The sequence below is a fragment of the Haliovirga abyssi genome (assembly GCF_030295325.1).
GTDB classification, from domain to species: domain Bacteria; phylum Fusobacteriota; class Fusobacteriia; order Fusobacteriales; family Haliovirgaceae; genus Haliovirga; species Haliovirga abyssi.
This window is the reverse complement of record NZ_AP027059.1, coordinates 2,208,562-2,222,086: the sequence shown is the minus strand read 5'-3', so window position 1 is coordinate 2,222,086 and position 13,525 is coordinate 2,208,562. Positions and strand designations below refer to the sequence as shown.

Here is a 13,525-nt window from a genome sequence, read left to right as displayed (position 1 = left end):
AATTATTTTACATTATCTTAAGCTAAAGAACTTGAAAAAAATATTTGTATGTAGTATAATGTTTTAGTCCAATGGGACTGTAAAGAGATTGAATTGTTCGAATTTTTCAAAATCTAAAAATCGTATTTAGAATTTTGTAATTTCTTAGTTTTTCAAAATAGTATTAAAAATTATATGAGTTATAATTTTAAAAATAAAAATATATAATAAGAAGAGGATTTTATTATGGAATGTGAAAAAATATACAATTTATCAAATCAAGGTAACAACCAATGAGAATTTTAATAATAGAATTAATTTGGGAATATATGAAAATGATTTCTAAAAATTATAATATAGATGATTATAATGATTTTTTATTAAAAAATAATCTGAAATATAATGAAAAAATGGAATTAATGAAAAGCTTGAAAAACTAGGTATAAATAGAAAAGAAATTTTTAAAAGGGTATAATGATATATATTAAAGTATAAATGTTTATATTTGACACTACCCAGAGAATAAGGGAGGTAAAAAAATGAAAAAACCATATGTAATAAGTTTTTCTGGAATTGATGGTTCAGGAAAAACAACTCAGATGAATAACCTTTATGAATATCTCTCAAATAAAGGATTTAAAGTAAAGACTACAAAAGTACAATTTTCTGCTTTAGAAGTAATTTATGAGTATTGTGATAGATACTTTGGGGATCCATGTGCATATCATGAACTGCCACCGTTTATTGTTCGAATTGGTTTGGCTTATGACGTGACACATCACTACTTAAAGATAATGAAAGAAGTGTCGGAATATGACTTCTTACTATGTGACAGACATAAAATAGACTTTATTGCCTATGGAATGGGATATGGATGCACGAAAGAGGAGATGGAATGGGTGGAGAAGATTCTTTCATTAGTCGAAGAACCTAATCTAATTTTTTATTTTGACACCGAATTAAGCTTATCTCAAGAAAGAATTTTGACAAGAAAAGAAAAGGAGCATAGAATTGATGAAAATATAGATATTTTAACTAAAGTTAGAAATATGTTTGAAAAAATAATAACTAATAAAGAAAATATTCAAAGAATTAATGCAAACAACTCTAAAAATGAAGTGTTCAACGAAATAAAAGAAAGATTTAACTCTCTTTTTACTATCGCTAACAATGTTGATAAAATCCATTTTAAGGAATATTAAATTGTTAAAAGGTGGGGTGTGTCAAGTTTTTTGGTTCTTTCGCATTTAGAGTAGGTAAAGTGAATTAAGAACTACAACTAGAAAAATGGATTATATTATACACAGGGCTGTTCAATGCTACGTTTGAAACAAACTTGCTTATTAATATAATTCAACATATTTAAATATTCTATTTTGAAAAAGATTCATATAAAATTAAAATCTAATGAAAAAATATATTCGCAAGTATTTGCAACTATTACATTGGAAAAAACTGGTAGGAGGAGATGCTAGTGCAGTTTATAAATTTATCGGGAAATAAAAATAAGATATTATTATTATTAGGTAAAATAATCTCATTATTTGGGACTAATATATTTAATTTTGCTTTAAGTTACTATATTTTAAAAATAACAGGTTCTCCTTTGTCATTTGGATTATCTTTAATAGTAACCTATTTACCAAGAATATTTTTTTCTTCAATAATAGGAACTTTGGTAGATAGAATAAATAAAAGATGGATGTTAGCTATTAGTGATTTTTTAAGTTTTTTTATATTATCTTTTTTTTATTTTACAGTAAACTTATTTGGGGTAAAGATAGAATTTATTTATATTACAATGTTTTTATTATCAACAACAAGTATTTTTTTTAATATATTATTTGATAGTTCTTTAAAGGAGTTAATATCAAATAATGAAATAAAAGAGCTATATTCGTTAAATGAGACTATTAATTCATTAACTTATATATTAAGTCCACTTATTGGTGGAGTAATTTATTATATAGTTGATATTAAAATTTTTATTTTTATAAATGGGATATCTTTTTTGTTATCTGGAATAAGTGAATTATTTTTAAGATATAATAAAATTGTCTCTAATCTTGAAAAGAAAAAAGATAAATTTTTTAGTGAATTAATATTAGGATTTGCTGATATTAAAAATGATAAAAAAATTTTAACTCTATTTTTATCATTTGTTCTTTTTAACTTTTTCTTTAATTTTGGTTATTTAATACCAGTTCCATATATCATTATTAATTTAAAAGGGTATTCTTCTGTTGAATTTGGAATTTTGAGGACATTTTTTTCAATAGGAGCATTATTTGGGTCTATTATAGTTAATAAGAAAAAATTAAAAGTAGAATATCCATATAAATCAACTATTTTAATGGCATTTTTTCTTTTAGTTATAGGAGTTATTACTATAGTTAATATTAAAGCTAAAATTTTAGTTTTTTCTTTATTTTTAATAGATATGTTTTTCTTTGGGTTATTTATGATAATATCAAATATAAAATTGATGATTTTGTTTCAGGACATAATCCCAGATAATAAAAAAGGAAAAATATTAGGAGTTATTACTATGGGAGGAAGTATATTATCTCCTTTAGCGGTATATTTATCAAGTTCTATTATAGAAAAATATGCAATAAATTTTTTACCTTTAATTAGTGGGATGGTACTGATTGTCTCTGTTGTTATATTTATGATAAAATGGGAAAAAATAGAAAATAGAAAAATAAGTGAATTAGAAAATGAAAATGCTATGAATTGAAAAAATTGTTGTAGAGTGAAAAATAAAAGTAGCTTTATATACAGTCTTTATATTGTTATAAAGATAAGTATGGCATAGTAAAAATTAAAAAAAGTAAAAAATAATTTTGACAAATTTATTTTTTAATATATCTAAATATTCTAAAAAATATACTCAAATTTATAAAATTATGAAATGTTAAAGTAAATTGTATAAAAATATCTTGACATTTACTGTACCGAATGGTATACTAAACAAAACCGATAAGGAGAAAACCGATGTCAAAAAAAGAAGAATTAATGAAATTCGCCCTTGAATTATTTGCTAAAGAGGGATATGATAACGTAGGAGTTCAAAAAATAGTTGATTCAGCAGGAGTAAAAAAGCCTACATTATATCACTATTTTAGAAGCAAAGAAGGTCTTATAAATGCTATATTAACAGAAAAGTTTTTACCTTTTTTAGATGAACTTGCTAAAATAAGTGATTATAAAGGCGATATAGTTTTGACATTAGAAAAAATAATGTTTTGTTATTTTAAATTTGCAAAAGAAAATTCTGATTTTTACAGATTAATATTAAATCATGCGTATTCACCTGAAAAAAGTCAGACATATAAATCTACAATGGAATATCATACAAAACAGCACATGTTAATAGAAAAAATGTTTTTAGAAGCTGAAAAGCAACATGGGAATATGAGAGGAAGAAGTAGGATGTATACATTTTCATTTATGGGAATGATAAATTCTGGGATATCATATTATTTTTATACTAAAGATGAAAAAGATATAAGTGAAGAAAGTGCAAGACAACTGTGTAGACAATTTATGTATGGAATTTTTAGTTGATATTGAGGGTACAAGTTACCCTTTTATTTTAAAGGAACACTATACCAAACGGTAAGTATAAAAAGAAAGAGGAGGAGAAAAAAATGAATTTAGCAAACGAAAAAATGTTTTATCACATTTATCCTTTAGGATTTTGTGGAGCACCAGAAAGAAATGATTTTCAATCGAATCCAACAGAGAGGTTATATAAAATTATTGATTGGATACCACATATGAAATTTTTAGGAGTAAATGCTCTTTATTTAGGACCTATTTTTGAATCTTTTGAACATGGGTATGATACAGTTGATTATTATAAAGTTGATAGACGTTTAGGAAATAATGAAATGTTTAAAGGAGTAGTAAGAGCTTTGCATGACAACGGAATAGAAGTTGTATTGGATGGAGTATTTAATCACGTAGGGAGAGAACATTTTACTTTTAAAGATTTACAATGGAATGGGCAAAATTCAAAATATAAAGATTGGTTCAGCGGTGTAGATTTTAGCAGAAGAAGTCCATATAATGATAATTTCACATATAATACGTGGGATGGAAATTATAATCTTGTTAAATTAAATCTTAAAAATCCTGAAGTAGTAGAATATTTATTAAATGCTGCAAAATATTGGATTGATGAATTTGATATTGATGGGATAAGACTTGATGCGGCAGATACTCTTGATTTTGATTTTATGAGAAAATTATCAGAAACAGTTAAAAACAGAAAACAAAATTTTTGGCTAATGGGAGAAGTAGTTCATGGAGATTATAGTAGATGGATAAAAGAAGGAAAACTTGATTCTACTACAAATTATGAATGTTATAAAGGATTATACTCTTCTCATAATGATAAAAATTATTTTGAGATAGCTCATTCTTTAAAAAGACAATTTTCAAAAGGTGGAATTTATCAAGATATTGCAATGTATAATTTTGCAGATAATCATGATGTAGAGAGAGTTGCTACAACTATTAAGAAAAAAGAAGATTTATATACATTATATACAATGCTATATATAATGCCTGGAATTCCATCTATATATTATGGTAGTGAATGGGAGATAGAAGGAAAAAAATGGAATGGTAGTGATAGAGAATTAAGACCTGATCTGGATATTAATTATATGAACTCTAATAAATCAGCTAACATGGTAAATCATATTTCTAAATTATCACAAATTAGAAAGAGTTCGCAAGCTATAAAATATGGAAATTATGAAGAGATATTTGTTAAACAAGAGCAATTTGGATTTAAGCGAGAATATAATGGCGAAATGGTAATAGCAATATTTAATTCATCTGAAAATGAAGTGAATTTGAAAGAGCATAATATACCTGCTGGGCGATATATAGATGTTTTGAATGATAATAATGAGGTTGATTTATATAATAATCGAGAGATAAAACTGTATTCAAATTGGGGAAGAATTTTGAAGAGAATAGGGTAGGATAAAAATAATAGAAAAAAACTATACAACAACAAAAAAGTTGAATTGTATAGTTTTTTTTATTTGTTAGGAAAGTATAATTTTATTCAGAAAATATAAATAAATTACAAAAAATGCCTATGCAAAATTTTCATACTATGAATTTTTTGCATAGGCATTTTTGTTTAATAGGATAGAATATCTAATTGATTTTCAAGAGATACAAGTTGAACTGTTGAAAATAAATTTTTTTAATAAATATTTTTGTGCTTTAAATGTTGATTTTATTTAAGCCGAGAGCAATATAAAATAAAAATTATAATTTTTTTATAAAAAAATAGATAAAAATAATATTTTTGAAATAGAGTTGCTATATATAGAGTGTTAAGACCTAATAGGTCAATAAATAAAAAATTAAAGGAGATGTTTAAAATGAAAAAAGGATTGGTATTAGGTTTGGGAGCAATGATGATTATAGGAAGTTTGGTAATGGCAGATGAGGGAACAACTACAACAACAGCAAAAGCAACAACAGTATGGCAAAGAGGAACAGGAAAACAAAATCCAAATGGACAAGGTAGAAATTTTGTAGACAAGAATGGAGACGGAATAAATGATAATTTCGTAGATGCAAATGGAGATGGAATAAATGATAATAGACCTGCTTATGGAAGAGGGTATGGCAGAAACAGAGTTAATACAACAAATTCAGCAGTAACAGTATGGCAAAGAGGGACAGGAAGAGCAAATCCAAATGGGCAAGGTAGAAATTTTGTGGACAAGAATGGAGATGGAATAAATGATAATTTCGTAGATGCAAATGGAGATGGTATTAATGACAATAGACCAGCTTATGGGAAAGGAAACAGTGGTAGAAAAAATATGAGAAGAAACAATAGAAATAAAGGAAATAGAGGTCAAAGACAAGGTAGAGGAAGAAGATAGAGTTTAAGTTGAAATTAGAAGCCGTAAAATCTATGGTGAAAAATTAAATATAAATTAGTCATAGATTTTACGGATAAAATTATAAAAGTTTATAAAAAATAAAAAAGAGAGGAGATAAAAAAATGAAAAAATTAAAAGAGGTATATTTAAAATGGAACTGGACATTAATGATATTATTTTTATTATTAGCTATAATTAACCCATTATTTGGTTTAGCAGCATTATTATGTATGATACCAGCAGTTTATATGAGTATAAAAGATAAGAAAAAAACATTTTGTGCGTTTTATTGCCCAAGAGGAAATTTTTTAACAAAAATATTACAAAAGATATCTTTAAATAAAAAAGCACCTAAGTTTTTTCAAAGCAGAAAATTTAAAGCACTGTTCTTTACGTTAATGTTTGGGTTCTTTATATATTCTTTAACGAAGACAGGAGGAGATTTACTCAAGATTGGATTTGTATTTTTTAGATTTATATTAACAAGTACAATAGTTGGAACTATATTAGGAGTGTTTTTTAAACCAAGAACTTGGTGTCAAGTATGTCCTTTTGGGTATATGACAGAATTAACAGCACAACCTAAGAGAACGTTTAAAAAAATATTTTTTTATATTTGATAATAAAAATGCTTAGAACATTGCATCTTTTATTATCAAATGGAGAGGTTATTTTTAAGCCGTTCCTAAAAAGACAAAAGAGCTTAAATTTATTCCAAAAGTAATAGGAGTTGTATCAATATTTGCATTAGCTGTAGTTGGAGCAAATAGTTTAATTGAAAATCAAAATATAGCTAAACACAATTCAGGTTACAGTATTGAAAAGAGTGTTTCTATAGAAAGTGGTAAACATTTTGGGAAAAGAAGATTTAATAAGTGGAATTAAAAAATAACAATTGATAATTAATCTGTTATAAAGTAGAATATAATTAAGCTCTTTTTAAAAATTAATAATAATTTGATTGACCCACAAAAAGGTATTTAGTTTTCTTCATACCACTACATATAGTGTTCGAAAGCTTTTACGAAACTATATGTAGTGGTATGATTTTAGAAAACTACCTTTTGGGGGTCTAATCATAATTTTAAATTTAAAGAGCTGTTATATTCTATTTTTTTTAGGTGGTGAAAATATTGAATTATATAAACAAATTGAGGAAAAATACGATTTTTTTAATTATAATAGGTATATCTATAATTTATGGAGTATATAATATAAATGCTTATGCAGAAAAAAAGGTGTATTTAGAATATAAAATTAAAATAAAGACTAAAAAATTATCAAATACAGTAAAAATACTTTTAGATGAATCTATTGAAAAATACTTTTATATAGAAGAGATATTTTATGAAAAGATATTTTTAGATTTTAAATATACAAAATTTAGTAAAAATAATTCTGTGAAATTAGATAAGAATTTTAAAATAATATTTGGAGATAATAAAATTCCAATATTTAAAGATAGATTAAAAGAGATATTAGATAATGGGATATTAGTTGTAGAATATTATAATGACAGTAGCAGTATATATTTAGCAGGGGAAAAAGGGGATTATATTATAATAAAGAGATATCCTAAACCTCAAGAATTAATAAAAAATATATCTTTGAATAAGATTTTGTCAAATATTATAAAAGGTGGAGAAACAAAAAAAATAGAAATTTTAGATAATTCTAATAAAATTTTTATAAAAATAGGGAATGTGGATAAAAATTTAAAAATTATAAAAACAATATCTAATTTAAAAATAGATGATAAATTGAATAATTTAATTTATAATTATAAAATGGTATTATATATGAATTTCACAAATGATTATAAGGAGATTAATAGAGGACTTATAAATTTAATTTTTAATCTATTTGTAATAATAGTAGTTGTAATTTTTATGGTGATTTATAATATTCATCAAAAAAGATTATTGGAGGCACAAAATTATATAAAAGAAAAAGAAAAAGATATTTTGCTTGGTGGAATGGCTTCGATGGTTGCACATGAAATAAGAAATCCGATTAATACAATAAATTACAGTATAGAATATCTAAAAAAAATAGCTGAAAATGAAAAAATAAAAAAATATATAGAGATAATGTCCAAAGAAGTTTTTAGAATAAATAGGATAATAGAGGAGTTTTTAGCTCTTAGAAAAAATTTGAATTTAAATAAAAAAGAGTTGAATTTAAATGAATTAATAAAAGAGATATATGAATTTATGAAGCCTCAATTTGAAGAAAAAGAGGTAAATGTTATATTTGAAAACAGAGAAAATTTAATTGTAATTGGAGATAAAGATAAGTTAAAGGAAGTATTAATAAATTTAATAAGAAATAGTTTAGAAGCTTTGGATAAAAGAGATTTTAAAGAGGTAAAAATTAAAGTAGACAAAAAGGGGATATTAATAAAAGATAATGGAATTGGAATGGATAAAGAGGAATTAGAAAATCTTTTTAAATTATATTATACAACAAAATCAATGGGGAATGGGATTGGAATGTTTGTAGTTAAAAAGATAATTGATGCTCATAATTGGGGAATAGATGTAAAGTCAGAAAAAAATATTGGAACAGAAATTTTTATAGAGGTGAAATAGATATGTGGAAAATATTAATTGTAGATGATGAAGAAGTACAACTAGATATATTAAAAGATATATTGGAATTAGAGGGATATGAAGTTTATACAGCAAATAGAGTGAAAGCTGGAATTGATTTGTCTAAAAAAGAGAGAGTAGATTTGATTATATCAGATTATAAGATGCCTGATTTAACAGGAGAAGATTTTTTAGATGAGATAAACAGATTGAAATTGGATATTAGCTTTATATTATTAACAGCATATGGAACAGTTGAAACAGCTGTTAGATGTATGAAAAAAGGGGCTTATGGATTTTTGACAAAGCCTGTAAATATAGAAGAATTAAAAGAGACAATAAAAAAGGCGTTAGAAACAAAAAAAGTAAAAATAGAAAATAGAAACTTAAAAGATATAATTAAAGAAAATTCAGCTAAAACTAATTTAATTTATCAATCTAAAAAGATGGAAAATGTAGAAAATATAATAAAAAAAGTAGCTGATTTAGACGTGCCAGTATTAATAGAGGGAGAAACCGGAACAGGAAAAGAGGTAGTAGCAAAAGCTGTCCATAATAGTGGGAATAGGGAAAATGAGCCTTTTATAGCAGTAAATGTGGCTACTTTACCAGATAATTTAGTAGAAAGTGAGCTGTTTGGACATAAAAAAGGAAGTTTTACAGGAGCCATAAATGATAAAAAAGGAAAATTTGAATTAGCTGGAGAGGGTACAATTTTTCTTGATGAAATTGGAGAGATGAATATAGAATTACAAGCAAAACTTTTAAGAGTATTACAAGAAAAAGAGATTGAAAAAGTTGGTGGGGGAAATCCTATAAAAATTAATTGTAGAGTTATAGCTGCTACTAATAGAAATTTAGAAGATGAGATAAAAAAAGGAAATTTTAGAGAAGATTTATATTATAGATTGAATTTAGTAAAGATAATCTTGCCTCCATTAAGAGAAAGAGATGGAGATATTGAGCTATTAATAAAATATTTTATAGATAAATATAGTAAAAAATACAAAGTTACAGAAGAGGAAGCTAGAAATTATGAAGGGAAATTAATAGAAAAATATAAAAAATACCAATTTCCAGGGAATGTGAGAGAGTTAGAAAATTTAGTAGAAAGATTTTTAATAATGCCAGATATGGAAATTGAGATAAAAAAGAGTGAAAATAAAAAAGATGTTGAGGATTGTTATGTTGGGAAAACTCTAAATGAAATAGAGAAAGAGGCAATATTAAAAACATTAGAGCATTGTAATGGAAATAAAACACAAGCTGCTAAAATATTGGGGATTAGTAGTCGTGGTATAAGATATAAATTAAAAGATTGGGAATAATAGGATAATTTAAAGAGTTTTTTAAATGGGGTGATTAAGATGAAAAAAGTTATTTTATTAATGTTATTGATTTTTAGTTTTGTTATTTTTGCAGAAGATAGTGATAATATAAATATAATTAAAGGAGTTGTTTTAGAGCAAAATAATAATATTTTAAAAGTATCTATTAAGGGGAAAGAGAGCGAAACTGTAAAAGAGATAGCGTTTGTGATAGGTCCTAGATGGTTTGTAGATTATAATGAGATTGAATTTAAAAAAGGTGAGAATATAGAAATAGAATATAGCGTATATAATAAAATAAACCATATAAGAAAAGTTAAAATTATTTTGGGGAAAGATAAGATAAAAAGATATAGTTTTATTAATGATAAAGATGAATTTTTATGGATGAGACATGGATTTAATGATTTTGGAAGTGGTAGAAATAGAGCAATGAGAACGCAAAATAGGAATCATGGAAATGGTAAGAATGGAAACTGGAATGGAAGAGGAAAGAGGAGATGAGAATATAAATTATGAAAATAGCAGAAAATTTTAGTTTAGAAAATTTTTTTGATAATAAAAATTTAGAGGATAAGAAGATATACTTTAAAAAGAAGAGATTAGTAAAAGGCGAAATAATATACAATCAAGGAGAAAAATGCACTGTATTAACAATTATGGTTAAAGGGAAATTGGATATAGTTAAATATTTTTCAAGTGGAAAAGAGCAAAAGATAGGAACGGTTAATGAAGGAGAGATGTTTGGAGGAGTATTGTTATTTAATGAAGATTTATATCCAGCAAATATAATAGCTGAAGAGAATTGTGAAATTTATGAATTATCAAAAGAACAGTTATTAATTTCCTTTGAAAATAAACAGTTTTTAGTAAATTTTTTAAAAGAGATGAGCAAAAAAATGGTTAATTTATCTAATTTAATAGAAATATTATCATATTCTAAAATGGTTGAGAGAGTTGCTAAATATATATTGATGATTTATGAAAAATCAAATGGAGGGAAAATAATAAAAATCAAAACAAAAACAGAGATTGCAAGAGCGTTAGGGAGTTCAAGAGAGGTTGTTTCAAGAGCTTTTAAGAAATTAAAAGATGAAAAAATAATTAAGGAAGAAAATAGTGTAATAGAGATATTGTCTTTAGAAAAATTAGAGGAAGTAATACTTTGAAATGAAATTAAAAAATAAGATAACGCCCAAAACACCGTGACTATAGTTACGGTGTTTTTCCTTTTTATAGAGTATAATTAATTTAGAAGATAAAGAATGTTTAAAAAATAAGTTTCTCATTTTTTGTTATAAAAACGCTTGAACCATTGCGTATTTTAAAACAAAATCAGAAGGTTATTTTTAAGCCGTTCCTCAATAATAAAAAGGGAGTGAAAAATTATGTTAAAGTTATTAAAAAAGATTTATAAACATCCAATAATAATATTTATAGTTATGATATTATTAACAGTAGGTTCGCTAAAAGCAATAAAAAGCAATGGGCGTTTAGAAACAAATTTAGATGAGTATATGCCAAAAGATAATCCTGCATTTGTCTATAGTGATAAAGCGGAAGAATGGTTCAATATAAAAGATGGAGTAATAATAGCAATTGAAAATAAAAATGGAGTAATCAATAGTGAAACTCTACAGAAAGTAAAAGATATTACAAAAGCATTGCAAAAATATCCTAAAATAAAAAAAGCAGATGTTGTAAGCCTTTATACTGCTGAAAATATTGTAGGTGATGAATATGGAATGGAAGTAAATTCATTTTTTAAAAGAGTTCCTAAAACAGAATCTAAATTAGAAAAATTAAAAGAAAATGTAAAAAATAATAATATGATTTTTGGTAAACTTGTTTCTAAAAATTATAATTCAACATTAATAATTGCAGAATTAGACAAAGATATTTTTTCTCAAAAGATGTATAAAGATTTGAAGGATATGGCATCTAAATATAATACAGGTTCAGATAAAATATATATTGCAGGAAGACCTGTAATCGAAGGAAGTTTAGCACTATTAGCTCCCAAAGATATGAAAAAAATGATTCCAATTGTAATTTTAGTGATAATTATAGTTTTATATTTAACGTTAAGGACTATAAAAGGAACAATAATAACATTGTTAATTGTGCTATTTAGTGCCATTTGGGCATTTGGATTAATGACATATCTGAAGATTCCAATATATTCTATTTCAACAATGATACCAGTAATGTTGATTGCAATTGGTGTGGCAGATGGGATACATATATTTAGTCATATTAAACATTATACAAAAGAGAGTAATGAAAAAGATAATAAATTAAAAAAAGAGATAGTTATAGAAAAGGTTTTAAGTGAATTGTATAAACCTGTAATAATGACATCTATAACAACAGCAGTTGGATTTTTATCGCTATTAACTTCTCAAGTATATCCAGTTAAATATTTTGGAATATTTACAGCATTTGGAGTGTTATTTGCAATGGTATTATCTTTGATGTTTTTACCAGCTTCAGTGTTTCTATTTGGATTGCCACATTTAACTAAAAAAGAGAAAAGCGGTAAGGCAGAGATAGCAGAAAATAGTTTTATGGATAATATAACAGAAAAAATATTAAAATCAAAATTATACATAGTTGGATTAACTGTAATAATAGTAGTGATTTCAATATATGGAATGTCAAAAATTTGGGTAGATTCAAGTTTTTTAAGTAAATTTGAAAAAAATAGTAATATTGTAAAAGCAGATACATTTATAAATAATAATTTTGGTGGGACAACAAAGTTAAATATAATATTTGAAGGGAAAGAAAATGATTTTAAGAATCCTGAAATATTAAAAAAAATAGATGATTTACAAGCTAAAATTGAAAAAATAGATGGAGTTGGAGCAACATTTTCATTGACAGATTATTTAAAAAGAATGAATTTAGTAATGAATGGAGATAAAGAAGGTTATTATACAATACCAAGTAGTAGAGATTTGATAGCTCAATATCTGTTACTGTATTCAATGAGTGGAGACCCTGAAAATTTAAATAAAGTAATAGATTATAATTATAAAAAATTAAATATGCAATTGCAATTAAAATCAGATAACTCTAAGCTGATAAGAAAAGTAATAGATGTAGTCAAAAATAATAAAAATGAGTTTAAAGGGATAAAGATTAATTATGCAGGTTCTGCATATAAATCTTTGGTATTTACAGATTTGATATTAGAAGGGCAAATACAAAGTTTAGGATTATCATTAATATTAATAGGAGTTTTAATTGCATTTATGTTTAAAAGTGTGGTTGCAGGATTTATAGGTATAATTCCAATTGCATTAACAGCATTAACAACATTTGGGGTTATGGGATTTTTAAAAATACCTCTTTCTTCAACAACAGCACTATTATCAAGTATATCAATAGGAATAGGAGTAGATTATGCAATTCATTTTATAGATAGATATAAAATGAGGGCAGCAGGAGATGGAAATGAAATTGAAATAGCAAAACATACAATGGAAGAAGCAGGAAAAGCTATATTTTTCAATGCAGTAGTTGTAATTTTAGGATTTTCAGTATTAATGTTTTCTGTATTTCCGCCAAATAGAGAGCTTGGAGCATTAATATCATTTAATATGTTTGTAGCATTTGTGTCAACTTTGACAATTATGTTAATTGCTATAAATACAATTAAGCCTAAATTTATATTTAAAGATAAAAAAGAAAAATAGCT

Annotated in this window: 12 protein-coding genes; all 12 read left to right on the top strand. The window is 24.9% G+C overall.

The features are described 5' to 3' along the window. Window positions 1-272: 272 nt before the first annotated feature. The 12 genes from RDY08_RS09680 to RDY08_RS09625 all read left to right on the top strand — a co-directional run bounded on the left by RDY08_RS09680 (window position 273) and on the right by RDY08_RS09625 (window position 13,523). Entirely contained in the window at window positions 273-419 is a 147-nt protein-coding gene (locus RDY08_RS09680; RefSeq protein WP_307904215.1) for a hypothetical protein, read from the top strand. Between the two features lie 99 nt (window positions 420-518). Further along, complete coding sequence (locus RDY08_RS09675; protein ID WP_307904214.1) at window positions 519-1,181, top strand: dTMP kinase; 663 nt, start codon at window positions 519-521, stop codon at window positions 1,179-1,181. 272 nt (window positions 1,182-1,453) lie between these two features. Further along, a complete protein-coding gene (locus RDY08_RS09670) occupies window positions 1,454-2,719 on the top strand; it encodes an MFS transporter (protein WP_307904213.1) in 1,266 nt (421 codons plus the stop codon). Window positions 2,720-2,976: 257 nt separating this feature from the next. After that, window positions 2,977-3,549 carry a TetR/AcrR family transcriptional regulator gene (locus RDY08_RS09665; protein WP_307904211.1) on the top strand — a complete coding sequence of 191 codons (573 nt, stop codon included), beginning with the start codon at window positions 2,977-2,979 and terminating at the stop codon, window positions 3,547-3,549. Between the two features lie 83 nt (window positions 3,550-3,632). Then, window positions 3,633-4,979 carry an alpha-amylase family glycosyl hydrolase gene (locus RDY08_RS09660; RefSeq protein WP_307904209.1) on the top strand — a complete coding sequence of 449 codons (1,347 nt, stop codon included), beginning with the start codon at window positions 3,633-3,635 and terminating at the stop codon, window positions 4,977-4,979. Window positions 4,980-5,390: 411 nt separating this feature from the next. Next, window positions 5,391-5,903: a hypothetical protein gene (locus RDY08_RS09655; RefSeq protein ID WP_307904208.1), complete on the top strand. Its 513-nt coding sequence runs from the start codon at window positions 5,391-5,393 to the stop codon at window positions 5,901-5,903. Between the two features lie 122 nt (window positions 5,904-6,025). Continuing rightward, complete coding sequence (locus tag RDY08_RS09650) at window positions 6,026-6,523, top strand: 4Fe-4S binding protein (RefSeq protein WP_307904207.1); 498 nt, start codon at window positions 6,026-6,028, stop codon at window positions 6,521-6,523. A 513-nt stretch (window positions 6,524-7,036) separates the two neighbouring features. Then, on the top strand, window positions 7,037-8,494 hold the full coding sequence (locus RDY08_RS09645) for a sensor histidine kinase (RefSeq protein WP_307904205.1): 1,458 nt from the start codon (window positions 7,037-7,039) through the stop codon (window positions 8,492-8,494). A gap of 2 nt (window positions 8,495-8,496) precedes the next feature. Beyond that, window positions 8,497-9,822, top strand: coding sequence for a sigma-54-dependent transcriptional regulator (locus RDY08_RS09640; RefSeq protein WP_307904204.1), 1,326 nt, complete (start codon window positions 8,497-8,499; stop codon window positions 9,820-9,822). 39 nt (window positions 9,823-9,861) lie between these two features. Next, on the top strand, window positions 9,862-10,326 hold the full coding sequence (locus RDY08_RS09635; protein ID WP_307904203.1) for a hypothetical protein: 465 nt from the start codon (window positions 9,862-9,864) through the stop codon (window positions 10,324-10,326). A gap of 11 nt (window positions 10,327-10,337) precedes the next feature. Further along, complete coding sequence (locus tag RDY08_RS09630) at window positions 10,338-10,991, top strand: Crp/Fnr family transcriptional regulator (protein ID WP_307904202.1); 654 nt, start codon at window positions 10,338-10,340, stop codon at window positions 10,989-10,991. Between the two features lie 219 nt (window positions 10,992-11,210). Further along, window positions 11,211-13,523 (top strand): efflux RND transporter permease subunit, encoded by a 2,313-nt coding sequence (locus RDY08_RS09625; RefSeq protein WP_307904201.1) that lies wholly within the window; start codon window positions 11,211-11,213, stop codon window positions 13,521-13,523. Window positions 13,524-13,525 lie beyond the last annotated feature (2 nt).